Below are 24,161 nucleotides of genomic sequence, written 5' to 3'. Positions count from 1 at the left end.
TTTCAGTGCCCTCTGTTGATCCACTCCTCCAGGTGCGGGGCCTCCGCGCCGATGGTGGTGCTCGCGCCGTGTCCGGTGCGGACCTCGGTGTCCGGCGGCAGGGTGAGCAGCCGGTCACGGATCGAGTCGACGATCGTCGGGAAGTGGGAGAAGGAACGGCCCGTAGCGCCGGGGCCTCCCTGGAACAGGGTGTCGCCGGTGAAGACCGTGCCCAGGCCGGGGGCGTACAGGCAGACGGCGCCGGGGGCGTGGCCGGGTGTGTGCAGGACCGTGAGGTCCGTGCCGGCGACGGTGAGGGTGGCGCCGTCCACGAGCTCGCCGTCGGGGGCGCGGTCGGGGTGGGTCTGCTTCCACAGCGGCAGGTCGTCGGGGTGCAGCAGGATCGGCGCGCCCGTGGCCTCGGCGAGGGCGGGAGCCGCGTCGATGTGGTCGTTGTGGGCGTGTGTGCAGACGATGGCGCGCAGGGTGCGGCCGCCGAGCGCGGCGGCGATGGCACCGGCGTCGTGGGCCGCGTCGATGACGATCGCCTCGGTGTCGTCGCCGACGATCCAGACGTTGTTGTCGACGTCCCAGGTGCCGCCGTCGAGGGCGAAGGTGCCGGAGGTCACCAGGTGGTCGATGCGTGCGGAGGTCATGCGAACTCCACCACCGAGCGCAGTACGTCGCCCTCGTGCATGCGCGCGAACGCCTTCTCGACGTCGGCCAGCCCGATGGTCTCGGTGACGAACGCGGCGAGGTCGATGCGGCCCTGCTGGTGCAGGTCGACGAGCATCGGGAAGTCGCGGGAGGGCAGGCAGTCGCCGTACCAGGAGGACTTGAGGGAGCCGCCGCGGCCGAAGACGTCGATGAGCGGGAGGTCGAGCCGCATGTCGGGGGTCGGGACGCCGACGAGGACGACGGTGCCGGCCAGGTCGCGGGCGTAGAACGCCTGCTTGTACGTCTCGGGGCGGCCCACCGCCTCGATGACGACGTCGGCGCCGAATCCGCCGGTGAGCTCGCGGATCGCCTCGACGGGGTCGGTGGAGCGGGAGTTCACGGTGTGGGTGGCGCCCATGGTGCGGGCGGCCTCCAGCTTGCGGTCGTCGATGTCGACCGCGATGATCTTCGCCGCGCCCGCGAGCCTGGCTCCCACGACGGCCGCGTCGCCGACGCCGCCGCAGCCGATGACGGCGACCGAGTCGCCGCGGCCGACCTGTCCGGTGTTGAGGGCGGCGCCGATGCCCGCCATGACGCCGCAGCCGAGCAGGCCCGCCACGGCGGGCGAGACCTCGGGGTCGACCTTCGTGCACTGGCCGGCCGCGACCAGCGTCTTCTCGGCGAACGCCCCGATGCCGAGCGCCGGGGACAGTTCGGTGCCGTCGAGGAGGGTCATCTTCTGGCGGGCGTTGTGGGTGTCGAAGCAGTACTGCGGACGGCCGCGCAGGCAGGCCCGGCAGCGGCCGCACACGGCACGCCAGTTGAGGACGACGAAGTCGCCGGGGGCGACGTCGGTGACGTCACCCCCGACCGACTCGACGATGCCCGCCGCCTCGTGGCCGAGGAGGAAGGGGAAGTCGTCGTTGATGCCGCCCTGCTTGTAGTGCAGGTCGGTGTGGCACACGCCGCACGCCTGGATCCGCACGACGGCCTCGCCGGGCCCCGGGTCCGGGACGAGGATCGTCTCCACGCGCACCGGTTCGTTCCTCCCCGGTGCGATTACCCCTCGGACCTGCTGTGTCATGGGCGAACTTCCTTCCGCGCGCGTCGAGTACGGGCACCGTAACCGCACCGTACTCGCTCTACAGACCCGCGTCGTAGACCAACTGTCCGGCCACGTAGGTACGGGCCACCCGGGTCTCGGCGATCTCCTCGGGCGGCGCGGCGTACGGGTCGCGGTCCAGGACCACCAGGTCGGCCAGGGCGCCGGCGCGGACGCTGCCGGTGTCGTCGAGGTGGTTCACGTGGGCGGAGCCCGCCGTGTATGCGGCGAGGGCGTCGGTGAGGCCGATGCGCTGGTCGGGGAGGAACACGGGGGCGGAGCTGCCGGGTTCGACGCGGTTGACGGCGGTGTGGACGCCGAGCAGCGGTTCGGGGCTGCTGACGGGCCAGTCGCTGCCGGCCGCGAGGGTGGCGCCGGAGCGCAGCAGCGCGGCGAAGGGGTACTGGTGGCCGGCCCGTTCGGGCCCGAGGAAGGGGATGGTCAGCTCGTCCATCTGCGGTTCGTGCGCGGCCCACAGCGGCTGGATGTTGGCGGTGGCGCCCAGGTGCCGGAAGCGGGGGATGTCGTCGGGGTGGACGATCTGGAGGTGGGCGAGGTGCGGGCGGGTGTCGCGCCATCCGTTGGCGGCGCGGGCGGCCTCGACGGCGTCCAGGGCGTCGCGGACGGCGCGGTCGCCGAGGGCGTGGAAGTGGCACTGGAATCCGAGGGCGTCCAGTGCGGTGACGTACCGGCGCAGGTCGGCGGGGGCGATGAAGCTGGTGCCGCGGTTGGCCGTGGGGCATCCGCAGCCGTCCAGGTACGGGGTGAGGAGCGCGGCGGTGCCGGTCTCGGCGACTCCGTCCACCATGATCTTCACGGTTGTGGCGCGGAACCGGCCGTGGCTCAGTTCCTCGCGGCGCGCGACGAGCGCGGGTATCTGCTCGGCGCCGCGCTCGCGGTCCCACCACAGGGCGCCGGTGACGCGGGCGGTGAGCGTGCCGTCGCGGGCGGCCGTGAGGTAGGCGTCGGCGGGGTCGTCCATCGATCCGAAGGTGCCGACGATGGCGTCCTGCCAGGCGGTCACGCCGTGCGAGTGGAGCAGCCGCTGGGCGCGCAGGAGGGCGGCGAGCCGGTCGGCGGGCGTGGAGGGCGGGGTGTGGCGGGCGACCAGTTCCATGGCGCCCTCCTGGAGGAGGCCGGTGGGCTCGCCGGTGCCGTCGGCGGCGCGTTCGATGCGGCCGTCGGCGGGGTCGGGGGTGGTGCGGTCGATGCCGGCGAGGGCGAGGGCGCGGCTGTTGCACCAGGCGCCGTGGTGGTCGCGGTTGGGCAGGTAGACGGGCCGGTCGGGGACGACCGCGTCGAGCAGGTCCTTGGTCGGGCTGCCGCCCGCGAACGCCTCCATGGACCAGCCGCCGCCCGTGATCCACTCCCGGTCGGGGTGGGCGTCGGCGTACGCCCGTACGGCGGCGAGCGTCTCGGCGGCCGTGCGGACGGAGGTCAGGTCGCACTGGGCGAGCTCCAGGCCGGCCGCGACCGGGTGGACGTGGGCGTCCTGGAAGCCGGGGAGGAGCAGCTTGCCGGCGAGGTCGACGACTTCGGTCCTGGGACCGACGAGGTCGCGTACCTCGTCGTGGCCCACGGCGGTGATCCGGCCGTCGGTGACGGCGACCGTGGTGGCGCGGCTGCGGGCGGCGTCCAGGGTGAGGACGGGGCCGCCGGTGAGGACCAGGTCGGCGGGGTGGTGGCGCATGGTGCGGGTTCCTTCGGCAGGTGCGGATGGGTGGGAGGTGGCGGATGGTCAGGCGGTCAGCGGGACCGCGTCGGGGTCGGTGCCGCGTCCGGTGACGAAGTACGGGGACTTGCGCACCCACTTCGCCCAGGCCGCGGCCATGATCCCGGTCAACAGCATCACGGCGGGGCACGCGAGCATGAACCAGCCGTTGTCGGGGCTGACTTCGAAGTGGTCGGCCGAGGTGTAGAAGGTCCAGCAGAGGTAACCGCCGAGGGCGAGCAGGACGGCCGCGCTGAGCACCGGGACGACGACGGTGAGCGGTCGCGCGCGGAAGCGCGCGGCGGCGGCGAGCGCGATGAGGGCGTAGTAGAGGGAGACGACGACGCCGATCGCGTTCACCGAGGCCAGGATGACGTCGCCGATCTTCGGCAGGACCAGGGAGAGGACCGCGACGGCGGCGGCGATCGCGCCGATCGCGAGCGTGCCGGCCGCCGGTGTCCCGTGGCGGGGGCTGATCCGCGCCCAGAGCGGGCCCATCGTGCGGTCGCGGCTCATCGCGAACATGCCGCGCACGGTGGGGATGACACCGGCCTGGAGCGAGGCGACGGCGGAGAAGGTGAGCGCGATCAGCGGGAGGGCGGCGAGCGGCTGGTCGGCGAGCCGGTCGCCGAGGAAGGCGAGGCCCTGGGCGCCGTTGCCGGCCAGTTCGTCCTGGGACAGCACGCGCTGGAAGGCGAACGAGCCGAGCAGGAAGAGGCCCAGCATGGTGAAGAGCGTGATCAGTCCGGCCTTGGAGGCGTCCGCCGGGTCGCGCACCTCCTCGTTGACGCTGAAGGAGGACTCGAAGCCCCAGTAGCAGAAGACCGACAGGATCAGTCCCTGGGCGAGGGCCTGGCCGGAGGGGATGGTGAAGGGGTTCAGCCAGTCGAGGCTGAAGGGGTGCGGGCCGACGACGAGGCCGTAGCCGCAGAAGGCGAGCAGGACGGCGTACTCGAAGACCAGCAGGTACTTCTGGAGGTTGGCGGCGGAGCGCAGGCCGGTGACGGCGGTGAGCGTGACGGCGACGAGGACGAGGATGCCGAGCGCGGTGGACTGGGCGGTGGAGTCGGGGTCCGGGGTGAGCCCCGCCACGGCGTCCAGGCCCGCGAGGCGGGCGAGCTGGAGGAGTGCGGAGCCGGTGACGGCGGTCGTGTAGGAGAGGAAGACGACCGTGGCGACGAGGCCGATCCAGCCGACGAGGAAGCCGAGCCAGGGGCTGAGGGAGCGCCCCACCCAGACGTAGCCGCTGCCCATGTTGGGTTCGGACCGGTTGAGCCGGGCGTAGGCGCTCGCGATGCCGAGGACGGGCAGGAAGGCGAGCAGCATGATGATCGGCAGGTGCAGGCCGACGACGCCCGCGGTGACGCCCAGGCCGATGCCGATGCTGGTGGTGGCCGCCGTGCTGGAGGCGGCGATGGCGAAGCCGTCCATGACGCCGAGGGACCTGGTGAGGGTGGACCGCGGGGGTGGTTCGCCGCCGTACGGCGTCTTCGGCGGTGTCATCGCTCGCTCCTTCACCGGGGGGCCGGACGGCCCCGATGGCGGCACATCGAACTCCGCGGGGGGTTTCCAGGTCAACGGTGTTGTCATAACGTGCGGGCCATGAGCGAGCGAGTGGTGCCGGAGGAGGGGCGGCGGCGCAGGCGGCCCACCAAGCAGGGCACGGTGCTGTCGGAGCGGCTGATCGTGGACACGGCGCTGCGGCTGATCGGCGAGCACGGGGCGGGCGCGCTCACGGTGCGGCGGCTCGGGGCGTCGCTGGGGGCCGATCCGAGCGCCCTCTACCGGTACTTCCGGGACACGGACGACCTGCTGCTCGCGGTCGCCGACGAGCTCATCGGGCGTACGCTGCGGCGCTTTCGGCCGACCGGCGCGTGGCGGGCCGATCTGCGCACGCTGGGGCTGATGATGCACGCCGACTACCAGGCGCATCCGCAGGCGGCGTTGCTGACCTGCGCGCGGGTGACGGGGCGGGCGTACGAGATCCAGGCGGTGGAGACGATCCTCGGAATCCTGCGCGGGGCGGGCTTCCCGGACGCGGAGGCGGTACGGGTCTACCACGTCTTCGTGGACCAGACGCTGTCGTTCGCGGCGCTCGACGCGGCGACGCTGGCGCTGCCGGCGGGGGCGCGGGAGGCGGAGGAGGGGGCGTGGCGGGGGACGTACGCGCGGCTGCCGGCCCAGAGCCATCCGCACATCGCCGCGACCGCTCCGGTGCTGGTGGCGGAGATGGGGCGCAGCGGGTACCCGGCGGCGCTGGAGATGGTGCTGGCCGCGGCCCAGGCGCGGCTGGGGGCGGTCCGCTCCCCCGGCCCGCCGCCGCCCGGGGCACGGGCGGCGGTTCCGGGACGCGGGCCGGGGTGACGCGCGCGGCGTGCGGATTCCGGTCGGCGTCCGGAAGCGACGCGTGGGGCCGTAACGCGCCGCCGAACACGCGAACGCGGGCCGGGGGCCCATGGCCCCGGAAAACGCCGGCGCCGACGCGGCTCCCGGAGGAGCCGCGTCGGCGTGGTGGGCCTCAGGCCCGTCCGGCGCGCGGGGGCGCGTGCGGTGGGGTCAGAGGGTTTCGCGCTGGGCCGCGAGGGCGGCCACGCGCCCCCGGACCACGTACCAGCCGCCGACCAGCGCCGCCGCGATCAGCGGGAGGCACATCACGGTCGTCCGGCCGACGCCGCCGCCCCACCACATCAGGACGACCACGGAGGCGAGGAAGAACAGCGTGACGATCTGCGTGTACGGGGCCCACGGGAGGCGGTACGCGGGGCGGGTGACCCGGCCGTCCTTCGAGCGGTGCCAGAACAGCAGCGAGCAGAGCATGATCATGCCCCAGGTGCCGAGGATGCCGATCGACGCGAAGTTCAGGACGATCTCGAAGGCCTCGCCCGGCATGAGGTAGTTGAGGCCGACGCCCAGGACACCGAAGCCGGCGGTCAGCAGGATGCCGCCGTACGGCACCTGGCCCTTGTTCATGCGGCCGGTGAACTTCGGCGCGGAGCCCGAGAGCGCCATCGAGCGCAGGATGCGGCCGGTGGAGTACAGGCCGGAGTTCAGGCTGGAGAGGGCCGCGGTCAGGACGACGAGGTTCATGACGTCCGCCGCGCCCGGCACGCCGAGCTTGTTCATGACGGTGACGAAGGGGCTCTCGTCACCGGAGTACGCCGTGTACGGGAGCAGCAGCGCGAGCAGGATGACGGATCCGACGTAGAAGAGGCCGACGCGCCACATGATCGAGTTGATCGCCTTCGGCATGATCTTCTCGGGGTTCTTCGTCTCGCCCGCGGCGACGCCGCACAGCTCGACCGACGCGTAGGCGAAGACGACGCCCTGGATGACCAGGAGCATCGGCAGCATGCCGACGGGGAACAGGCCGCCGCCGTCGCTGATGGTGGAGAAGCCGGGCGTGTGGCCGTCGAGCTGGTGCTGGGTGGCGACCAGGTAGATGCCGATGGCCATGAAGACGACCAGGGCGGCGACCTTGACGATGGCGAACCAGAACTCCATCTCGCCGAAGTACTTCACCGAGATGAGGTTCGCGGTGAGGACGACGGCGAGGGCGATCAGCGCGAGGATCCACTGCGGTACGTCGCTGAACATGGCCCAGAAGTGGGCGTAGGTCGCCGCCGCTGTGATGTCCGCCACGGCGGTGGTCGACCAGTTGAGGAAGTACAGCCAGCCGGCGGCGAAGGCGCCCTTCTCGCCCATGAACTCGCGGGCGTACGAGACGAACGCGCCCGAGGACGGCCGGTAGAGCACGAGCTCACCGAGCGCGCGGACCACGAAGAAGGCGAAGACGCCGCAGACGGCGTACGCGATGGCCAGCGAGGGGCCTGCTCCGGCCATGCGGCCACCGGCGCCGAGGAACAGGCCGGTGCCTATCGCTCCGCCGATGGCGATCATGCTGATGTGGCGGGACTTCAGGTCCTTGCTGTAACCCTCGTCACCCGCGTCGACATGTGGGGATGTCGACACGGGATCGGCGGGACCGGCGGGGGCCGCAGGGAGGATGCGGTCGCTCATGCTGTTTATTCGCCTTCATTTGGGGGGTGCTGTGCGGTACCGGGCCGCACGATGGTGTTGAGGGTGATCTCGACGTGTTCGAGGTGAGCGGCCATGGCCTGCACCGCCGCTCCCTCTGAGCCGCCGACGATCGCCTCCACGAGGGCCCGGTGCTCGAGGTCCGACTGGCGTCGCCGGTCCCCGAGTTGGTTCAGGAAGGTGGACTGCCGGGCGAGGGCGTCCCTTATCTCTTCGATGATCTTGTGGAAGACGGGATTGCCGGACGCTTGGGCGACGGAGATGTGGAAGAGCGTGTCCAGCGCCACCCAGGCGGTGGGGTCGGGCTCCTGCTCCATCTTCCCGATCAGGTGCGTCAGCAGGTCCACGTCGTCCCGCGTGCGCCGGACAGCAGCGTAACCCGCGACGGGGATCTCGACGTGCCGTCGCACTTCGAGCAGGTCGCGGGCGGAGTACGAGCCGAAGATCGGGTTCTGGTCGGGGCCGCTGGCCGCGACGTACGTACCCTTGCCGGCCCGGGACACCGTGAGGCCGAGCGCCTGGAGGGCGCGCAGCGCCTCGCGTACGACGGAGCGGCTCACCTCGAAGCGCCTGCCGAGCTCGGCCTCGGTGGGGAGCTTCTCGCCGACGGCGAGCTCTCCCCGCTCGATGGCGTCCCGGAGGTGCCCCAGGACGGCTTCCATCGCGCTGATGCGCCGGGGAGCTCCGCCACCTGTCCGGCTGTCTGACAAGACCATGCGGAGAATGCTCGGATGTCGGACACGCAAGCGTCAAGAGTGTTCAGAGAGTTGATTCAGAACGAACAAAAGGATAATGGGGCGGACATTCCGGGCGCTCACGGGGCGAGGACGTCGAGCTCCTGGAGGGCGCCGACGGCGATCTCACGGGTGAGCCGTTCCGCCCGGTCCGCGTCTCCTTCCCGTACCGCTTCGGCGACTTGGACGTGCAGCGTGACGGCGGCGGGGTCGGGATCCTCGAACATCACCTGGTGCCGGGTGCGTCCGCTGAGCACCTCCGCCACCACGTCGCCGAGCCGGGCGAACATCTCGTTGCCTGATGCACGCAGTACGACGCGGTGGAACGCGATGTCGTGCACGAGGTACGCGTCGAGCTGCCGGCCCCGCGAGGTCGCGACCATGCCCAGCGCCTCCTCGGTGAGCGCCGCGCACTGCTCCGGTGTGGCGAACCGCGCGGCGAGTCCGGCCGCCACCGGCTCCACGGCGGAGCGCAGCACGGTCAGCGAGCGCAGCTGGCGGGGCCGGTCGGCGCCGGCCAGCCGCCACCGGATGACCTGCGGGTCGTAGACGTTCCACTCCTCGGTGGGGCGCACCGTCACGCCGACCCGGCGGCGCGACTCCACCAGGTGCATCGACTCCAGGACCCGGACCGCCTCGCGGATCACCGTGCGGGAGACGTCGAAGCGCTGGGCGAGCTCGTCCGTACGCAACACGCTGCCGGGCGGGTACTCACCGGCGGTGATCGCGGGACCGAGGCTTTCCAGCAGCTGGGCGTGCAGCCCCCGGGCCTGGTTGGTCATGGGGCTCAGCGTACGGGGCGGGCGCCGGCAACAAAAAGTACGACGTTTATGTCACAGCCTCTTGAATACGTCGTACCTAATAGGTTTCAGTAGCGCGACGGACCGATGTCGATGAAGACAGCGAGGCACTCCACTCATGAACACCCCCCACGTCGTCGTGGTGATGGGCGTGGCAGGGACCGGCAAGACCACCATCGGTCCCCTGCTCGCTGGCCGGCTCGGTGTCCCGTACGCCGAGGGTGACGACTTCCACCCGCCGGCCAACATCGCCAAGATGTCGGCCGGCACCCCGCTGGACGACGCGGACCGCCTGCCCTGGCTCGACGCGATCGGCGCGTGGGCGCACGGCCGCTCGGGGCTCGGCGGCGTCGTCAGCAGCTCCGCCCTCAAGCGCGCCTACCGCGACCGGCTGCGCGCGGCGGCGCCCGGTGCGGTGTTCCTGCACCTCACGGGCGACCGGGAGCTGATCGAGGGGCGGATGCGGGAGCGCAGGGGCCACTTCATGCCGACCGCGCTGCTCGATTCGCAGTACGCCGCCCTCCAGCCGCTCCAGGTCGACGAGGCAGGCGTGTCCGTGGACGTCGCGGGGTCTCCCGAGGACATCACCGAACGAGCCGTCGCGGCCCTGCGCCGGCTCGACAGCAACGACTTCAGAAAGTAGAGCCCACCGTGACCAGTCTCAGCGTCGAGACGCTGGCAGCGGGCGCCGTCGAGCCGATCACCTCGGCGGGCAACGCCCAGCTCGGGATAGCCGTCCTCGCCGGCATCGCCGTCATCGTCCTGCTCATCACGAAGTTCAAGCTCCACGCCTTCCTGGCGCTGACCATCGGATCGCTGGCACTCGGGGCGTTCGCGGGCGCCCCGCTCGACAAGACGATCGCCAGCTTCTCGACGGGCCTGGGCAACACGGTCGCCGGCGTCGGCGTGCTCATCGCGCTCGGCGCGGTCCTCGGCAAGCTGCTGGCCGACTCCGGCGGCGCGGACCAGATCGTCGACACGATCCTGGCGAGGGCGAGCGGCCGTGCGATGCCGTGGGCGATGGTGCTGATCGCCAGCATCATCGGGCTGCCGCTCTTCTTCGAGGTCGGCATCGTGCTGCTGATCCCCGTGGTGCTGCTGGTGGCCAAGCGCGGCAACTACTCGCTGATGCGGATCGGCATCCCGGCGCTGGCCGGCCTGTCCGTGATGCACGGGCTGATCCCGCCGCACCCCGGGCCGCTGGTGGCGATCGACGCGATCGGGGCCAACCTGGGCATCACGCTGGGGCTCGGTGTGCTCGTCGCGATCCCGACCGTGATCATCGCGGGGCCGGTGTTCTCGAAGTACGCCGCCCGCTGGGTGGACATCCCGGCGCCGGAACGCATGATCCCGCAGCGTCCCTCGGAGGACCTGGAGCACCGCCCCGGCTTCGGGGCGACCGTGGCCACCGTCATGCTGCCGGTCGTGCTCATGCTGGCCAAGGCGCTCGTGGACATCGTCGTCGACGACCCCGAGAACGCCGTCCAGCGGGTCACGGACGTCATCGGCTCGCCGCTGATCGCGCTGCTCGCCGCCGTACTGGTGGGGCTGTTCACACTGGGCCGCGCCGCCGGATTCACCAAGGACCGGCTGTCCTCGACCGTCGAGAAGTCGCTCGCCCCGATCGCGGGCGTGCTGATGATCGTCGGCGCGGGCGGCGGCTTCAAGCAGACGCTCATCGACGTGGGCGTCGGCCAGATGATCCTGGACTTCTCCGAGGACTGGGCGATCCCGACGCTGCTGCTGGCCTGGCTGATCGCCGTCGCCATCCGGCTCGCGACGGGGTCCGCCACGGTCGCCACCATCTCGGCGGCGGGTCTGGTGGCCCCGTTGGCGGCGGACATGTCGGCCTCCCACGCGGCGCTGCTGGTCCTCGCGGTCGGCGCGGGCTCGCTCTTCTTCAGCCACGTCAACGACGCGGGGTTCTGGCTGGTGAAGGAGTACTTCGGCATGGACGTCGGCCAGACGATCAAGACCTGGTCGGTGATGGAGACGATCATCTCGGTGGTCTCGCTGGGCTTCGTCCTGCTGTTGTCACTCGTTCTCTAGGTCCCGTCCTCCAGGTCCCGTCGGCTGTTCACCTCCTGCGCCCACAGCGGGTGTTCCACCTCCGCCCACGCGCGGTCGACCGTCCCGGTGCGCATGCCGCGCCGGGACTCCGGCCGTGCCAGGGCCATTGCGATGTGCCCGGCGATCACGACGCCCATGGCGAGGGCGAGCCAGTCGTGGACGAAGGTGGCGCTCGTCCGCCAGACCAGCGGGGCCAGGCCGGTGAACCACATCAGCAGCCCGGTACCGAGCATCACCAGCACCGCCCCCGCCATCCAGCCCGCGTAGAGCTTCTGCCCCGCGTTGAACTTCCCGGCGGGGCGGGACGCCTGGCGCGTGTCCCGCCGCAGCGCGGCCTTCAGCCACCGCCGGTCGTGCGGCCCGAAGCGGTTGAGCCGGCCGAGGTCCGCCCGCACCGCCCGGGAGGCCAGGCCGAGCAGGAGCGGCGCCGGGATCAGCAGCCCCGACCACTCGTGCACGGTGACCACCAGGTGGCGGCGTCCGACGAGTTCGGCGAGCTGCGGGACGTACAGACAGGCCGCCGTCGCGACGCACAGCAGCGTCAGCCCCGCCGTGGCGCGGTGCACCCAGCGCTCGGCGCGGCTGAAGCGGCGCAGCCGGGAGTCCGGTTCAGACCGTGGGGGCATCGTCGCGTCCGTTGGAGCGGCCGACCCAGGCGTCGACGTCGTAACCGCGCTTCTCCCAGTAGCCGGGCCGGACCTCGGACGTGACGGTGATGCCGGAGAGCCACTTCGCGGACTTGTAGAAGTACATGGGCGCGACGTACAGCCGCGCGGGGCCGCCGTGCGCGTGGCCGAGCGGCTCGTCGCGCATGCGCAGGGCGACCAGTACGTCCCTGCGGTCGGCCTGCTGGAGGGTGAGGCTTTCGCTGTACGTGCCGTCGAAGCAGGTGAAGCGGACGGCCTTCGCCCCGGGCCGTACCCCCGCGGCGGCCAGCAGCGCCGACAGCCGCACCCCTTCGAAGGGGGTCCGCGGGACCCGCCAGCCGGTGACGCACTGGACGTCGCGCACCAGGCGCGTCTGCTTCATCGCCCGCAGGTCGTCGAGCGCGTACGTCGCGGGCCTGTCCACCAGCCCGTCGACCGTCAGCCGGTAGGTGTCCGGGCCCTTGCGGGGCACGGAGGAGGCGACGGAGTAGTAGCGGAAGCCGCCGCCGTTGGGCAGCAGGCCGGTCAGGCCGGTGGGGTCCTTGTCCGCGGCCGCGCCGAGAAAGGATTCGAGCCCCTTCTGGAGGTACGGCGCGGTGGCCAGGCCCACGGCGCCCAGGCCCAGCATGCCGAGGACGAGCCGGCGGCCGACGGGCGCGCCGCCGCCGTCCGGGCCGGGCGGTGGTCCAGGTGTCACAGGACCATTCGAACACCCGCGGCCGCCGAGGGCCAGCGACCGCGGGGGTCCGTCCGTCTTCCGTCACATCTCGCCGGCCTGCTTCTCCAGCTGGAAGGCCTCGTTGCCCAGGCCGATCCGGGCGTGCACCTCGGGCTTCGCCGAGCGGAGCACCGCCCCGTACACCAGCCCGCCGACGAGCGCGACGCCGATGACGCCCGGCAGGATCCAGCTGAGCGCCGAGCCGGGACCCGCGCCCACGAGCACGTCGAAGTCCCGCACCGTGTAGAAGGCGATGACCAGCAGGGCCACCGCGGCGATGCCCGAGGCCACCAGGCGTCCGGCCTGCGCCCGGCCGGCTCCCCGGCGTACGAAGAAGGCGATGACGGCGACGGAGGCGGCGGCCATCAGCAGGATGACGCCGAGCGCGCCGACGTTGCCCATCCAGGTGAACAGGTGCAGCACGGGCACGGTCGGGTCGCCGGCCGGCTTGTCGTCGCTGACCGCGAAGGCGAGGACGACGGCGAGGGAGAGGCCGGACTGGAGCAGCGAACCGGCGGCGGGGGCGCCGCTCGTCTTGTTCGTACGGCCGAAGGAGGCCGGCAGTAGGCCCTCGCGGCCCATGGCGAACGCGTACCGCGCGACGACGTTGTGGAAGCTGAGCAGCGCGGCGAACATGCCGGTGACGAAGAGGATGTGGAGGACGTCGGTGAAGGTGGAGCCGAGCCGGCTCTCGGTGAGCGCGAAGAGGAGTCCGGGCCCCTGCTCCCCCGCCACCTCGACGATCTGCCCGGGTCCGGCGGCGACGCTGAGCGCCCAGGCGCTGAGGGCCAAAAAGAGCGCGGCGTAACCGACGGCGAGGAACATCACGCGCGAGACGACGATCTGCGGGCGGCTGGTCTCCTCGGCGTACACCGGGGCCTGCTCGAAGCCGACGAAGGCGGCGATGCAGAAGCAGAGCGCGGTGCCGAGTCCGGCGCCGGTGAGGGTTTCGGGGTTGAACGCCTGGAGGGACAGGCCCTCCTTCGCCGGCTCGACGATGGCCGCCACGTCGAAGATCACGACGAGCGCGCACTCGACGACGAGCAGGACGCCGAGCACCTTGGCGTTGAGGTCGATCTTGAGCCAGCCGAGCGCGCCGACGACCAGCACGGCGACGAGGGCGGGGATCCACCAGGCGAGGGTGATGTCGAGGTAGGCGGCGAAGATCCCGGAGATCTCGAAGCCGAGGATGCCGTAGATGCCGACCTGCATGGCGCTGTACGCGACGAGGGCGACCAGGGACGCTCCGGCGCCGGCGGTCGGGCCGAGGCCGCGGGCTATATACGCGTAGAAGGCGCCGGCGTTGTGGACGTGGCGGCTCATCTCGGCGTATCCGACGCTGAACAGCATCAGGACCACGCCGAGGATGACGAAGAGCAGGGGCTGGCCGACGATCCCCATCACGCCGTATGTAGTGGGCATGACACCTGCGACGACCATGAGCGGGGCGCTCGCGGCCAGTACGGACAGCAGGAGCCCGGTCGTGCCGAGACGGCCGGCGCGCAGGGCGCGCTCCTGCCCCTTGTACGTACGGATCTCGCCGCTGTCCGCGGCTTGTCTGCTTCTCTCGCTCGTGCTCGAACTTCCCGTCGACATGGCGGGCTGGTCCCTTCGCTTCGGTGAGGTGGCGTTGGCCTTGGCCTGGACGTGCTGGGTCATGCGATCCCGAGCGCGGCGCTGCGCGCGGCGCGGAAGGCCTTGTGCGGGTCGCGGTCGGGGTACGACCACGGGGCTTCGGTGGCGTGGGGGCCGATGCGGTTGAGGAGGGCGGCGGCCTCGGCGGGCCTGCCCTCGCAGAGCTTCGCGTGGGCCAGGTAGTTGAGGTCGATGTGCCGGCGCGGGTGGCCCTCGTGCTCCCACTCCAGCCACCAGTCGAACGCCGCCTTCATCACCTGGCGGGCGCGCCGGCCCGACCAGTGCGCGGAGGCCGCCGGGTCCATCGGTTCCTGGCCCGCGAGGGCGAGGGCGCGGTAGCGCTCGGCGTGCGCCACCACGGGGAGTACGGCGAGCGGGGAGTCGGCGGGCGCCTGCTCGGCGGCCCAGGCGGCGAAGTCGTACACCTCGTGGAGCGGGTCGTTGCCTATGTCCGGGCGGCGTTCGGCGAGGCGGGCGGCCATCAGGTGGTGGGCGTGGTGGTGCTCGGGGTGGCGCAGCCGCACCTGGTCGAAGAGCTGGCCGACCTCCTCCTCCGTGCCCAGCGAACGGGCCAGGAGCAGCAGGCCGAGCCACGGCGTCGGGTCGGCCGGCGAGCGGTCTGCGGCGCGGCGGCAGGCTTCGCGGGCGCGGCCCTCGGAGTCCTTGCCGCGCAGCGCGCCGAGGACGGCGGCGCAGGCGATGAGGGTGACGGCGTCGGCGCTCTCGGGCTCGGCTAGCAGCCAGTCGCCGGCCCAGGCGGCGGCGCCGTTGGCCTGGGCGAGTACGACGAGACGGTGGCCGCGGCGGTCCCAGTCGTCGCCGGTCGCGGCGAGCAGGGAGCGCGCCCTGGTCCAGCGCCCCTGGGACAGCTGCCCGCGTACGGTGACGAGTTCGGCGTCGTCGAGGGCGGCGTCGAACGTCGGGTCGCTGCGGCGGCGCGAGCGGCCGAGGGGTGGCGGAGGTGGGGGCATCCGCGGGTCCTCCACGGCGCAGTGTGCGAGCGTTTGATCACGCACAGCAAAGCGGTAGGGGGCACTCCACGTCAAGGGCGGTCTAAACCAACTTTCGGCCGACATCCGGTAGTTGAACGGGCACCCACCTGCACCGACCCGCCCGGCCCGCCGGACCTGGCCCCGTCCGCCCGCCCGTCCGGCGGCCCCGGACGGCCGTCCGCCCGCCCCGCCGCACGGGGCCTAGGCTGGCCGCATGTCTGCACACTCTTCGCTTCCGCCGTACCTCCTGGCCTTCCCCGGGCCGCTGCGGGACCGGCTGGTGGCCGCCGTGCTGTCGGGCGAGAAGGTCTCGACCACCGGGCTGCTCGCCGAGTACGAGGCCGAGCAGGAAGAGCTGCCACCGGTCGGCGAGCGGTCGGTGGTGATCGACTCGGACGGCCGCGAGGTGGCGGTGATCGAGCTCACCGGGGTACGGGTCCTGGCGCTCGGCGAAGTGGACCTGCGCCACGCGCTGGACGAGGGCGAGGGCCACACCTCGGTGGCCGAGTGGCGCGCGGGGCACGAGAGGTTCTGGCACAGCGAGGAGATGCGCGAGGCGCTGGGCGACCCGGAGTTCACCGTCGACGACACGACCATGATCGTCGCGGAGCGCTTCCGGGTCGTGGAGCGCCTGCGGAGCTGAGGGTCCTACGCCACCGCGCGCGCGGCGGCGCGGCCCGCCGTGCGGCCGGAGAAGAGGCAGCCGCCGAGGAACGTGCCCTCCAGGGAGCGGTACCCGTGGACGCCCCCTCCCCCGAACCCCGCCGCCTCCCCGGCGGCGTACACACCCGGCAGCGCGTCGCCGCCCTCCGTGAGCACGCGCGACGACAGGTCGGTCTCCAGGCCGCCGAGCGACTTGCGGGTGAGGATGTGCAGGCGTACGGCGATGAGCGGGCCCGCCTGGGGGTCGAGGAGGCGGTGCGGCGCGGCCGTGCGGATCAGTTTGTCGCCCAGGTAGTTGCGGGCGCCGCGGATCGCCATGACCTGGAGGTCCTTGGTGAAGGTGTTGGTGATCTCCCGGTCCCGCGCGGTGATCTCCCGGCGCAGCTCCGCCTCGTCGATCAAGGGCTCCTCGGTGAGCGCGTTCATGCCGCGCACCAGTGACGCCAGGTCCTTCTCGACGACGAAGTCCGCGCCCTTGTCCATGAACGCCCGGACCGGGCCGGGGACATCGGCCCGCGCGCGGCCCAGCACGCCACGGACGGACTTGCCGGTGAGGTCCGGGTTCTGCTCGGAACCCGACAGCGCGAACTCCTTGCCGATGATCTTCTGGTCGAGGACGAACCAGGTGTAGTCGTACCCCGTCCGCATGATGTGGTCGAGCGTGCCCAGCGTGTCGAAGCCGGGGAAGAGCGGCACCGGCAGGCGTTTGCCGCGCGCGTCGAACCACAGCGACGAGGGGCCGGGCAGGATACGGATGCCGTGCTTGGCCCAGACCGGGTTCCAGTTCTGGATGCCCTCGGTGTAGTGCCACATCCGGTCGCGGTTGATCATGCGGCCGCCCGCCGCCTCCGTGACACCGAGCATCAGGCCGTCGACGTGCGCGGGCACGCCGGAGAGCATCGAGGCGGGCGGGGTGCCGAGCCGCTCGGGCCAGTTGGCGCGTACGAGGGCGTGGTTGCCGCCGATGCCGCCCGAGGTGACGATCACCGCCTGGGCCCGGTACTCGAACGTCCCGGCCACCTCCCGGCTGCTGGCGGCCCCGCGCTCGACGGCCGAGGGCTGAAGGATCTCGCCGGTGACGGTGTCCACGGAGCCGGCGCTCCGGTCGAGCCCGGTGACCCGGTGGCGGAATCTCAGCTGGACCAGACCGCGCGCCACGCCCTCGCGCACCCGGCGCTCGAACGGGGCGACGAGGCCGGGGCCGGTGCCCCAGGTGATGTGGAAGCGGGGTACGGAGTTGCCGTGCCCGGTGGCGTCGTAGCCGCCGCGCTCGGCCCATCCGACGACTGGGAAGAAGCGCACGCCCTGCCCGTGCAGCCACGCCCGCTTCTCCCCGGCCGCGAAGTCGACGTACGCCTCGGCCCACTTGCGCGGCCAGTGGTCCTCGGCTCGGTCGAAGCCCGCCGTGCCGTACCAGTCCTGGAGGGCGAGCTCGTGGCTGTCCTTGATACGCATGCGGCGCTGTTCGGGCGAGTCGACGAAGAAGAGCCCGCCGAAGGACCAGTGGGCCTGACCGCCGACGGACTGCTCGGGTTCCTGGTCGAGCAGGATCACCTTGCGGCCCGCGTCGACGAGTTCGGCGGTGGCCGCGAGGCCCGCGAGGCCCGCCCCGATCACGATCACGTCAGCGTCGTACGCCATGGTTTCCGTCCTTGCCGGTGGCGGGTGGGGCGAGAAGTTACCCGTGCGTCAGATCTTCGGCAGCGGCGGGCGGGGCGTCAACCGCCGGGCGCCATCGGGTTGGATGGTCCGCATGACTCCCGCGGACGAGATCCTGGACGTCGTCGACGACAACGACGAGGTGGTCGGGCAGGCCCCGCGCGGCGAGGTGTACGCACGGGGCCTGCGCCACCGCTGCGTCTTCGTCCTGGCGCGGGACGGCGAAGGCCGGTACTTCGTGCACCGCCGGACGCCGGTGAAGCTGGTCTTCCCCTCGCTGTACGACATGTTCGTCGGCGGGGTCGTGGGGGCCGGCGAGTCGTACGACGAGGCCGCGCTGCGGGAGGCGCAGGAGGAGCTGGGCGTGTCCGGGCTGCCCTCGCCCGTCCCCCTGTTCAAGTTCCTGTACGCGAGCCCGGACGGGGCGCAGACCTGGTGGTCGTACGTCTACGAGGTGCGCTGCGAGCCGCCGGTGAGCCCGCAGCCGGAGGAGGTCGCCTGGCACGCCTTCCTGACCGCCGCCGAGCTGGAGCACCGGCTCGCCGACGGCGCGTGGCAGTGGGTGCCGGACGGCCTGGCGGCCTGGGAGCGGCTGCGCGCGTTCGAGCGCCCGGGGGGTCCAGGGCCGGCCTGATCACGCCCCCAGCACTCGCACCGCCAAGGCTCTGATCACGCCCCGGCGGCTCGCCCCGCCAGGGCGTCGGCGAGGGCCCGCGCCTGCGCGTCGGTGACGCCCCGCGCGAGCGGGACCCTGCGGGGGCTGTGCGGCTCGTCGCAGACGGCGAGCGGGCTGACGTCCGTGACGTACCAGTGGGCGCCGTCGCCGAAGAAGCTCGTGTCCAGCAGGTGTACGGCGGTCTCGGCGGCCCGGTCGGCCGGTATGCCGCATTCGGTCAGGGCCCGCTCGACGACGGCCGCCGCGTCGTCGGGCGTGTCGGCGTCACCGAGCATCGGGAGCAGGAGCAGCAGGCGCCGCGACGGGTCGTCGAGGCCCTCGCGTCCGTCCGCCGGGGAGGCGGCGATCGCCGTCAGCTCCGCCCAGGTGAGGCCGGGGCCCGCGTCGTGGCCGTCGAAATGTCCGAGGTGGCCGGTCCGCCCCCAGTCGGGGTGGTGGACGAAGAAGTCGATGCCGCTCTCGTCGGGGAAGTTCCGGTAGACGACGACCGCGGTGTGCCCGCCGGCGAAGGGGACCCGCAGGACCGGCCACGGCCGTGCCTCGTCGCTGAGCCGGTCCAGCACGGCGTCGAGGTCCGCCGTGTCCGTGCCGAAGCGCTCGGCCGTCTCCTGCGGCTCCCCCGCGGTCCTCCACAGGTGCGCGAGCCAGAACGCCGGGTCCTCGGCCAGTTCCTCGGCCCCGACCAGCTCGTACCGCGTCTCGTACAGGGGGAAGCGCACCACGTCGTCCATGCGCCGCAGCGTAGGGGCGGCCACTGACAACCGGGCCGGTAGGGTGCGGCGGGTGACCGAGTTTGTACGGGGGCTGCGGCTCTGGTTCGCGCCGCAGCGCGTCCGGGAAGAGGGCGAGACCCCCGACTACCGCTTCTCGCTGGCCAACGAGCGCACGTTCCTGGCGTGGATCCGTACGGCGCTGGCGCTCATCGGCGGCGGCTTCGCGGTCGACCAGTTCCTGCCCGGACTGGCGTGGGGCGTGCGCGCCGGGATGGCGCTCGGGCTGCTGGCGGCAGGTGTGCTGTGCGCGCTGCGGGCGGTCAACCACTGGGTGCGCTGCGAGCGGGCCATGCGGCGCGGCGAGGACCTGCCCGTGACCCGTTTCCCGACGGTGCTCTCTGTCGTGGTCGCGGTCGTCGCCGTCGTCATGGTGGTGGTCGTCCTCTTCGGCTGGGAGGGCGGCAGTTGACCGGCCCGGCCGCGGCCGTCCGGGAACGGGACCCCGGCCTGCAGCCGGAGCGGACCCGGCTGGCCTGGCGCAGGACCACGCTGGCCTGCACGGTGGTGGCGGTACTGGCGGCGAAGCAGGCGGTCCACGACGAGATCGGCCCGGCCGGGCTGATCGCCGCGGCGCTCTGCCTGCTCGTCTGGCTCGGCTTCCTGCGGGTCGCCCACCACCGCATCCGGACCCTCGGCAGCGCCCCCCGGCCCGCGCCGATGCCGGCCCGGGCCGCGCTCACCGCGACGCTCTGCACGATCGCCCTCGCCGCCTTCGCCGTGGCGATCGTCGTGTGACCCGGGCGCGCCGGGCGACGGGTGGGTACCGGCGGCCGGTGGAACACGGGACGGACGCGCCGTGGGCGGGGCCGACGACCGGAGCGGTCCCCCAGGGCTAGCTTGGAAGTACCGCAGATCATCCGGAATCGCACCAGAGGTGAACGTACATGAGCGCCCTGCACCAGGAGCACGCCACCCATGAGCACGCGCACGGGCCGGCCTGCGGGCACACCGCCGTGCCGCACGGTGACCACACCGACTACGCGCACGACGGGCACCTGCACCGGGAGCACTCCGGACACTGGGACGAGTGCGAGTCCGCGGACCACCGCGCGCACGGCGCTCACGCCCACGCGCACGGGCAGGACTGCGGCCACACCGCCGTCCGGCACGGCGACCACCTCGACTACGTCCACGACGGCCACCGCCACGCCGCTCACGACGGCCACTGGGACGACCACTGAGGAAAGGTTCCGGTACCCGGCCTCCCTTCCCCCGGGCGGGCGCCGACTGGCAGGCTCGTCCCGACCGGTTCGAACCCCGAACGACCCGACACCGACCCGGGGGAACCCAGTGCCCGCCACGGACCCGTACCTCGTCCAGCTCGCGCCCGCCGTGCACGCGTACATCCAGCCGGACGGCGGATGGTGCCTGAACAACGCCGGGTTCGTCAGCGACGGCGCCTCGACCCTCCTCGTCGACACCGCGGCCACCGAGCGCCGCGCGCACGCCCTGCGCGAAGCGCTCCTGACGACGGGCGCGCCGCTCCCCCGCACCGTCGTCAACACCCACCACCACGGCGACCACACCTACGGCAACAGCGTCTTCGTGCCCGGGGCCACGATCGTCGGGCACGACACCTGCCGGGCCGAAGTGCTCGCCGCCGGGCTCCAGCTGCACCTCGTGTGGCCGGACAACGACTTCGGCGACATCACCGTCACCGCCCCCACCCTCACGTACAGCGAGCGGCTGACCCTGCACGCGGGCGGGACCGAGGTGCGGCTGATCCACCCGGGCGTCGCGCACACCACCGGCGACTCGATCGTCCACCTGCCGGAGTACGGCGTCGTCTTCACCGGCGACCTGGTCTTCCAGGGCGGCACCCCGTTCCTCCCCATGGGATCGCTGAGCGGGTCCCTGCGCGCCCTCGGCCTGCTCCGCTCGCTCGGCGCCGACACCGTCGTGCCCGGCCACGGCCCGGTCACCGACCCGTCGGCGTACGACGCGACCGAAAGCTACCTGCGGTACGTCGCCGAGGTCGCCGAGGCCGGGCACGCCCAGGGCCGTACGCCCCTGGAGACCGCCCGGGAGGCCGGCCCCGGGCCCTTCGGCGGCCTGCGCGAGAGCGAGCGGCTCGTCGCCAACCTGCACCGCGCGTACGCCGAACTGGACGGCGCCCCGGAGGGCTCGCCGCTCGACCCGCTGCTCGTCTTCGGCGACATGGCGGTCATGAACGGCGGGAAACCGGTCGCCTGCCACGCGTGATCCACGTCTCGGGTCACGTCGGCCCACTGGACGGCATACCGACTGGTCGGCATGATGAGACGCGACGTCCTGTCCGCCCTCGGAGGTGCCCCCATGAGTGCTGTTCACCCGCCAGGTCTCGATCCCGAGCGGTTGCGCGCCCATCTCGACCGCGCGCGGCCGGGGCTGGTGAGCGGGCCGCTCAGCGTCCGGCTCATCGAGGGCGGCCGCTCGAACCTGACGTACGCCGTCACGGACGGCACGTCCCGGTGGGTGGTGCGGCGGCCGCCGCTCGGCCACGTGCTGGCGACCGCGCACGACATGAAGCGCGAGTTCAGGGTGATCAGCGCGCTGCACCCGACCGACGTACCGGTGCCCGGGCCACTGCTGCTGTGCGAGGACGAGTCGGTGGTCGGATCGCCGTTCTACGTCATGGAGTTCGTGGAGGGCGTCCCGTACCGTACGGCCGACGAGCTGGCCGCGCTCGGCGCCGAGCGCACCCGCGCGGCCGTGTTCGGCCTGGTCGACACCTTGGTGACCCTGCACGCCGTGGACCCCGAGGCGGTCGGCCTGGGCGACTTCGGCCGCCCCGAGGGCTTCCTGGACCGGCAGTTGCGCCGCTGGGGCAAGCAGCTCGACGCCTCCCGCGACCGTGAGCTGGCGGGCATCGACGAACTGCACGCCGCGCTCGGACGCTCCCTGCCCGACTCCCCGAGGCCGACGGTCGTACACGGCGACTACCGGCTCGACAACGTCCTGATCGGCGGGGAGGGCGACCGGATCCGGGCGATCCTCGACTGGGAGATGTCGACGCTGGGCGACCCGCTCACCGACCTCGGGCTGCTGGTCATGTACAGCTCCGAGCTGGGGCTGCCCGACTCCCCGGTCTCCACGACGGCCGGCGCGCCGGGCCATCCGTCGGCCCGCGAGATCGTCGAGCGGTACGCCGCCGGGTCCGGCCGGGACACCTCCGCCATCGCCTGGTACACGGCGTTCGCCTGGTTCAAGCTCGCCGTGATCCTCGAAGGCATCCACTACCGCTACACGCTCGGGCAGACCGTCGGCGCCGGCTTCGACCGGATCGGCGACCTCGTGCCCGTGTTCATCGAGCACGGCCTGACCACCCTTCAGGAAGGCTGAGACCCCGCCATGGATTTCGCATACGACGCACGGACCGAAGAGCTCCGCGCCAAACTCCTCGCGTTCATGGACGAGTTCGTGTATCCGGCCGAGGCCGTCGCGCACGAGCAGCGCGAGCGGCTCGCCTCGCCGTGGGACACCCCGCAGGTCGTGGAGGACCTCAAGGCGGAGGCCCGCAGGCAGGGCCTGTGGAACCTCTTCCTGCCGGACGCGGAGTACGGCGCCGGGCTCACCAACCTCCAGTACGCGCCGCTCGCCGAGATCACCGGCCGCAGCCCGCAGCTCGCGCCCACCGCGCTGAACTGCGCGGCGCCGGACACCGGGAACATGGAGCTGCTGGCGCAGTTCGCGTCGGACGAGCAGAAGAAGCAGTGGCTGGAGCCGCTGCTGAGGGGTGAGATCCGGTCCGCCTTCGCGATGACCGAGCCGGAGGTGGCCTCGTCGGACGCGACGAACATCGAGACCCGGATCGAGCGGTCCGCCGACGGGAGCGAGTACGTCGTCACCGGGCGCAAGTGGTACATCTCCGGGGCGATGAACCCCGACTGCAAGATCTTCATCGTCATGGGCAAGACCGACCCGGACGGCGCGGACGTCCGCCGCCAGCAGTCGATGATCCTGGTGCCGCGGGACACGCCGGGGGTCGAGATCCGGCGCGCGATGCAGGTGTACGGGTACGAGGACCACTCCCACGGCGGGCACGCGGAGGTCGTCTTCCACGGGGCGCGGGTGCCGGCGTCGGCCCTGGTCGGCGAGGAGGGCGGCGGTTTCGCCATCGCCCAGGCACGGCTCGGACCGGGCCGGATCCACCACTGCATGCGGCTGATCGGCATGGCGGAGCGGGCGATCGAGCTGATGTGCCGGCGGGCGGTCGGGCGTACGGCCTTCGGCAAGTCCCTCGCCCAGCAGGGCGTGGTGCACACCTGGATCGCGGACGCGCGGGTGGCGGTCGAGCAGTTGCGGCTGCTCGTGCTGAAGACGGCGTGGCTGATGGACACGGTGGGCAATCGCGGGGCGCACACGGAGATCCAGGCCATCAAGATCGCAACACCGCGTGCGGTCGTCGACATCCTCGACAAGGCGGTGCAGCTGCACGGCGCGGGCGGCGTCAGCCAGGACTTCCCGCTGGCGGAGCTGTGGGCGGGGGCGCGGACGCTGAAGCTGGCGGACGGCCCGGACGAGGTCCACCAGCGGTCGCTGGCGCGGCGGGAGCTGGGGCGGTACGTGTAGCGCGGGCCGGGGTGGGCGGGGGGTGCGGTGCGCCGACGGGCGGGCCTGTCCCCACCCCGCCCCTTACCGAACGGGGCGCCGCCCCGGGCCCGGGTCCTCGCCGGAGGGGCTGGAGATCGCCGCCGGGCGGGCTCGCCCCGCGCCACCGCCTACGGCCGCAGCGCCCGCAGCAGCAGGTCCGCCAGGTGGTCCGCCACCTGCTGGGGCGTGAGCGGGCCGTCGGGGCGGTACCAGGTCGACAGGTGGTGGACCGACCCGAAGTGGTAGTCCACCACCAGATCGGCCGGGGTCGCGGTCGAGAACACGCCCTCCCGCTGCCCCTCCTCCACCAGCGCCCGGAACCGCTCGTGGTAGCGCCGCCGCTCGGCCCGTACCTGCTTGTCCTTCTCCGGGCTCAGGTGGTGCATGGACCGGAAGAAGATCGACGCGTCGTCGAGGTTGTCGATGGTGGTCACCACCACGTCCGCCGCCGCGTCCCGCAGCCGCCGCTCCACCGGCGCGTCCGCGTCGGCGAACGCGTCGAGCCGCTCCTGCTGGAGCCGCAGGACCCGGGCGTACACCTCGTGCAGCAGGTCGTCCTTGGAACCGAAGTAGTGGTAGAGCGCGCCCTTGGTGACGCCCGCCGCCTCGACGATCTCCTGCACCGACGTGCGGTCGTAGCCGCGCTCGGCGAACAGGCGGGTGGCGGCGGCCAGCAGCCTCTGGGGGACGGGAATGCCGCTTCCGTCCGTCGTCCTGGCCATGGCCGCCACCTGCCTT

General features: G+C 72.5%; 25 protein-coding genes. 11 read left to right on the top strand and 14 right to left on the bottom strand.

The annotated features are described in order from the left end of the window. Positions 1 to 2: 2 nt before the first annotated feature. From IE185_RS05295 to IE185_RS05280, 4 genes are read right to left on the bottom strand one after another with little or no spacing between them, the layout of a single operon-like run. The gene (locus IE185_RS05295) at positions 3 to 635 is read right to left on the bottom strand and encodes an MBL fold metallo-hydrolase (RefSeq protein WP_138896171.1); all 633 of its coding nucleotides are present in this window, start codon (positions 633 to 635) and stop codon (positions 3 to 5) included. Further along, on the bottom strand, positions 632 to 1,720 hold the full coding sequence (locus tag IE185_RS05290; RefSeq protein WP_138896172.1) for an S-(hydroxymethyl)mycothiol dehydrogenase: 1,089 nt from the start codon (positions 1,718 to 1,720) through the stop codon (positions 632 to 634). Before IE185_RS05290 ends, IE185_RS05295 begins: the two co-directional genes overlap by 4 nt. Before the next feature lie 58 nt (positions 1,721 to 1,778). Next, positions 1,779 to 3,428 (bottom strand): amidohydrolase, encoded by a 1,650-nt coding sequence (locus IE185_RS05285; RefSeq protein ID WP_189714731.1) that lies wholly within the window; start codon positions 3,426 to 3,428, stop codon positions 1,779 to 1,781. Positions 3,429 to 3,476: 48 nt separating this feature from the next. Beyond that, positions 3,477 to 4,952, bottom strand: a complete 1,476-nt coding sequence (locus tag IE185_RS05280; protein WP_138899200.1) for an APC family permease — start codon at positions 4,950 to 4,952, stop codon at positions 3,477 to 3,479. A gap of 99 nt (positions 4,953 to 5,051) precedes the next feature. On the opposite strand from IE185_RS05280, the gene IE185_RS05275 reads away from it, so the two are divergent. Further along, positions 5,052 to 5,813 carry a TetR/AcrR family transcriptional regulator gene (locus IE185_RS05275; protein ID WP_189714729.1) on the top strand — a complete coding sequence of 254 codons (762 nt, stop codon included), beginning with the start codon at positions 5,052 to 5,054 and terminating at the stop codon, positions 5,811 to 5,813. Between the two features lie 192 nt (positions 5,814 to 6,005). On the opposite strand, the gene IE185_RS05270 is transcribed toward IE185_RS05275, so the two are convergent. The 3 genes from IE185_RS05270 to IE185_RS05260 form a co-directional block, all read right to left on the bottom strand. Next, on the bottom strand, positions 6,006 to 7,466 hold the full coding sequence (locus IE185_RS05270; RefSeq protein ID WP_138896720.1) for an amino acid permease: 1,461 nt from the start codon (positions 7,464 to 7,466) through the stop codon (positions 6,006 to 6,008). A gap of 5 nt (positions 7,467 to 7,471) precedes the next feature. Further along, positions 7,472 to 8,200 (bottom strand): FadR/GntR family transcriptional regulator, encoded by a 729-nt coding sequence (locus IE185_RS05265; protein WP_138896721.1) that lies wholly within the window; start codon positions 8,198 to 8,200, stop codon positions 7,472 to 7,474. 98 nt (positions 8,201 to 8,298) lie between these two features. Further along, complete coding sequence (locus IE185_RS05260) at positions 8,299 to 9,000, bottom strand: FadR/GntR family transcriptional regulator (RefSeq protein ID WP_138896722.1); 702 nt, start codon at positions 8,998 to 9,000, stop codon at positions 8,299 to 8,301. Between the two features lie 136 nt (positions 9,001 to 9,136). Here IE185_RS05260 and IE185_RS05255 point away from each other — a divergent pair, with 136 nt between their 5' ends. Next, a complete protein-coding gene (locus tag IE185_RS05255; protein ID WP_138896723.1) occupies positions 9,137 to 9,661 on the top strand; it encodes a gluconokinase in 525 nt (174 codons plus the stop codon). 8 nt (positions 9,662 to 9,669) lie between these two features. Beyond that, positions 9,670 to 11,067 carry a GntT/GntP/DsdX family permease gene (locus IE185_RS05250; protein WP_138896724.1) on the top strand — a complete coding sequence of 466 codons (1,398 nt, stop codon included), beginning with the start codon at positions 9,670 to 9,672 and terminating at the stop codon, positions 11,065 to 11,067. Here the strand turns inward: IE185_RS05250 and IE185_RS05245 are convergent. The 4 genes from IE185_RS05245 to IE185_RS05230 all read right to left on the bottom strand — a co-directional run bounded on the left by IE185_RS05245 (position 11,064) and on the right by IE185_RS05230 (position 15,059). Continuing rightward, the gene (locus IE185_RS05245) at positions 11,064 to 11,714 is read right to left on the bottom strand and encodes a cytochrome b/b6 domain-containing protein (protein WP_138896725.1); all 651 of its coding nucleotides are present in this window, start codon (positions 11,712 to 11,714) and stop codon (positions 11,064 to 11,066) included. The genes IE185_RS05250 and IE185_RS05245 overlap by 4 nt on opposite strands. Next, complete coding sequence (locus IE185_RS05240) at positions 11,698 to 12,363, bottom strand: molybdopterin-dependent oxidoreductase (RefSeq protein WP_138896727.1); 666 nt, start codon at positions 12,361 to 12,363, stop codon at positions 11,698 to 11,700. Before IE185_RS05240 ends, IE185_RS05245 begins: the two co-directional genes overlap by 17 nt. 132 nt (positions 12,364 to 12,495) lie before the next feature. After that, positions 12,496 to 14,049 carry an APC family permease gene (locus IE185_RS05235; RefSeq protein ID WP_138896728.1) on the bottom strand — a complete coding sequence of 518 codons (1,554 nt, stop codon included), beginning with the start codon at positions 14,047 to 14,049 and terminating at the stop codon, positions 12,496 to 12,498. 59 nt (positions 14,050 to 14,108) lie between these two features. Next, on the bottom strand, positions 14,109 to 15,059 hold the full coding sequence (locus tag IE185_RS05230) for a hypothetical protein (protein WP_138896726.1): 951 nt from the start codon (positions 15,057 to 15,059) through the stop codon (positions 14,109 to 14,111). Positions 15,060 to 15,294: 235 nt separating this feature from the next. Between IE185_RS05230 and IE185_RS05225 the strand changes: the two genes are divergently transcribed. Then, positions 15,295 to 15,723 carry an ASCH domain-containing protein gene (locus IE185_RS05225; protein ID WP_189714727.1) on the top strand — a complete coding sequence of 143 codons (429 nt, stop codon included), beginning with the start codon at positions 15,295 to 15,297 and terminating at the stop codon, positions 15,721 to 15,723. A gap of 5 nt (positions 15,724 to 15,728) precedes the next feature. Here the strand turns inward: IE185_RS05225 and IE185_RS05220 are convergent, their stop codons facing one another. Next, positions 15,729 to 17,384 carry an FAD-binding dehydrogenase gene (locus IE185_RS05220; RefSeq protein ID WP_189714725.1) on the bottom strand — a complete coding sequence of 552 codons (1,656 nt, stop codon included), beginning with the start codon at positions 17,382 to 17,384 and terminating at the stop codon, positions 15,729 to 15,731. 112 nt (positions 17,385 to 17,496) lie between these two features. Here IE185_RS05220 and IE185_RS05215 point away from each other — a divergent pair, with 112 nt between their 5' ends. Then, positions 17,497 to 18,036 (top strand): NUDIX hydrolase, encoded by a 540-nt coding sequence (locus tag IE185_RS05215; RefSeq protein WP_138897474.1) that lies wholly within the window; start codon positions 17,497 to 17,499, stop codon positions 18,034 to 18,036. Positions 18,037 to 18,071: 35 nt separating this feature from the next. Here IE185_RS05215 and IE185_RS05210 read toward each other — a convergent pair whose 3' ends face one another. After that, the gene (locus tag IE185_RS05210; protein ID WP_138897475.1) at positions 18,072 to 18,809 is read right to left on the bottom strand and encodes a hypothetical protein; all 738 of its coding nucleotides are present in this window, start codon (positions 18,807 to 18,809) and stop codon (positions 18,072 to 18,074) included. A 52-nt stretch (positions 18,810 to 18,861) separates the two neighbouring features. On the opposite strand from IE185_RS05210, the gene IE185_RS05205 reads away from it, so the two are divergent. The 6 genes from IE185_RS05205 (at position 18,862) to IE185_RS05180 (ending at position 23,402) form a co-directional block, all read left to right on the top strand. After that, positions 18,862 to 19,260 (top strand): YidH family protein, encoded by a 399-nt coding sequence (locus IE185_RS05205; protein ID WP_138897476.1) that lies wholly within the window; start codon positions 18,862 to 18,864, stop codon positions 19,258 to 19,260. Further along, a complete protein-coding gene (locus IE185_RS05200) occupies positions 19,257 to 19,586 on the top strand; it encodes a DUF202 domain-containing protein (RefSeq protein ID WP_138897477.1) in 330 nt (109 codons plus the stop codon). Before IE185_RS05205 ends, IE185_RS05200 begins: the two co-directional genes overlap by 4 nt. Positions 19,587 to 19,735: 149 nt before the next feature. After that, positions 19,736 to 20,032 carry a hypothetical protein gene (locus IE185_RS05195; RefSeq protein ID WP_138897478.1) on the top strand — a complete coding sequence of 99 codons (297 nt, stop codon included), beginning with the start codon at positions 19,736 to 19,738 and terminating at the stop codon, positions 20,030 to 20,032. Between the two features lie 109 nt (positions 20,033 to 20,141). Continuing rightward, positions 20,142 to 21,053, top strand: a complete 912-nt coding sequence (locus IE185_RS05190; RefSeq protein ID WP_138897479.1) for an MBL fold metallo-hydrolase — start codon at positions 20,142 to 20,144, stop codon at positions 21,051 to 21,053. Between the two features lie 93 nt (positions 21,054 to 21,146). Further along, on the top strand, positions 21,147 to 22,172 hold the full coding sequence (locus IE185_RS05185) for a phosphotransferase family protein (RefSeq protein ID WP_138897480.1): 1,026 nt from the start codon (positions 21,147 to 21,149) through the stop codon (positions 22,170 to 22,172). Between the two features lie 9 nt (positions 22,173 to 22,181). Further along, positions 22,182 to 23,402: an acyl-CoA dehydrogenase family protein gene (locus tag IE185_RS05180; protein ID WP_189714723.1), complete on the top strand. Its 1,221-nt coding sequence runs from the start codon at positions 22,182 to 22,184 to the stop codon at positions 23,400 to 23,402. Positions 23,403 to 23,551: 149 nt separating this feature from the next. Here the strand turns inward: IE185_RS05180 and IE185_RS05175 are convergent, their stop codons facing one another. Continuing rightward, entirely contained in the window at positions 23,552 to 24,145 is a 594-nt protein-coding gene (locus IE185_RS05175; protein ID WP_138898219.1) for a TetR/AcrR family transcriptional regulator, read from the bottom strand. Between the last annotated feature and the right edge of the window lie 16 nt (positions 24,146 to 24,161).

This window comes from Streptomyces chryseus (assembly GCF_014650755.1).
Taxonomy (GTDB): domain Bacteria; phylum Actinomycetota; class Actinomycetes; order Streptomycetales; family Streptomycetaceae; genus Streptomyces; species Streptomyces chryseus.
The sequence above is the reverse complement of the archived record's forward strand: the minus strand, read 5'-3'. Positions and strand labels throughout refer to the sequence as shown.

What these genes read in the sequence shown, in the direction of transcription:
- IE185_RS05295 (WP_138896171.1), bottom strand. Translation starts at nt 635, where the DNA reads ATGACCTCCGCACGCATCGACCACCTGGTGACCTCCGGCACCTTCGCC.
- IE185_RS05290 (WP_138896172.1), bottom strand. Translation starts at nt 1,720, where the DNA reads ATGACACAGCAGGTCCGAGGGGTAATCGCACCGGGGAGGAACGAACCG.
- IE185_RS05285 (WP_189714731.1), bottom strand. Translation starts at nt 3,428, where the DNA reads ATGCGCCACCACCCCGCCGACCTGGTCCTCACCGGCGGCCCCGTCCTC.
- IE185_RS05280 (WP_138899200.1), bottom strand. Translation starts at nt 4,952, where the DNA reads ATGACACCGCCGAAGACGCCGTACGGCGGCGAACCACCCCCGCGGTCC.
- IE185_RS05275 (WP_189714729.1), top strand. Translation starts at nt 5,052, where the DNA reads ATGAGCGAGCGAGTGGTGCCGGAGGAGGGGCGGCGGCGCAGGCGGCCC.
- IE185_RS05270 (WP_138896720.1), bottom strand. Translation starts at nt 7,466, where the DNA reads ATGAGCGACCGCATCCTCCCTGCGGCCCCCGCCGGTCCCGCCGATCCC.
- IE185_RS05265 (WP_138896721.1), bottom strand. Translation starts at nt 8,200, where the DNA reads ATGGTCTTGTCAGACAGCCGGACAGGTGGCGGAGCTCCCCGGCGCATC.
- IE185_RS05260 (WP_138896722.1), bottom strand. Translation starts at nt 9,000, where the DNA reads ATGACCAACCAGGCCCGGGGGCTGCACGCCCAGCTGCTGGAAAGCCTC.
- IE185_RS05255 (WP_138896723.1), top strand. Translation starts at nt 9,137, where the DNA reads ATGAACACCCCCCACGTCGTCGTGGTGATGGGCGTGGCAGGGACCGGC.
- IE185_RS05245 (WP_138896725.1), bottom strand. Translation starts at nt 11,714, where the DNA reads ATGCCCCCACGGTCTGAACCGGACTCCCGGCTGCGCCGCTTCAGCCGC.
- IE185_RS05240 (WP_138896727.1), bottom strand. Translation starts at nt 12,363, where the DNA reads ATGCTGGGCCTGGGCGCCGTGGGCCTGGCCACCGCGCCGTACCTCCAG.
- IE185_RS05235 (WP_138896728.1), bottom strand. Translation starts at nt 14,049, where the DNA reads ATGTCGACGGGAAGTTCGAGCACGAGCGAGAGAAGCAGACAAGCCGCG.
- IE185_RS05230 (WP_138896726.1), bottom strand. Translation starts at nt 15,059, where the DNA reads ATGCCCCCACCTCCGCCACCCCTCGGCCGCTCGCGCCGCCGCAGCGAC.
- IE185_RS05225 (WP_189714727.1), top strand. Translation starts at nt 15,295, where the DNA reads ATGTCTGCACACTCTTCGCTTCCGCCGTACCTCCTGGCCTTCCCCGGG.
- IE185_RS05220 (WP_189714725.1), bottom strand. Translation starts at nt 17,384, where the DNA reads ATGGCGTACGACGCTGACGTGATCGTGATCGGGGCGGGCCTCGCGGGC.
- IE185_RS05215 (WP_138897474.1), top strand. Translation starts at nt 17,497, where the DNA reads ATGACTCCCGCGGACGAGATCCTGGACGTCGTCGACGACAACGACGAG.
- IE185_RS05210 (WP_138897475.1), bottom strand. Translation starts at nt 18,809, where the DNA reads ATGGACGACGTGGTGCGCTTCCCCCTGTACGAGACGCGGTACGAGCTG.
- IE185_RS05195 (WP_138897478.1), top strand. Translation starts at nt 19,736, where the DNA reads ATGAGCGCCCTGCACCAGGAGCACGCCACCCATGAGCACGCGCACGGG.
- IE185_RS05185 (WP_138897480.1), top strand. Translation starts at nt 21,147, where the DNA reads ATGAGTGCTGTTCACCCGCCAGGTCTCGATCCCGAGCGGTTGCGCGCC.
- IE185_RS05180 (WP_189714723.1), top strand. Translation starts at nt 22,182, where the DNA reads ATGGATTTCGCATACGACGCACGGACCGAAGAGCTCCGCGCCAAACTC.
- IE185_RS05175 (WP_138898219.1), bottom strand. Translation starts at nt 24,145, where the DNA reads ATGGCCAGGACGACGGACGGAAGCGGCATTCCCGTCCCCCAGAGGCTG.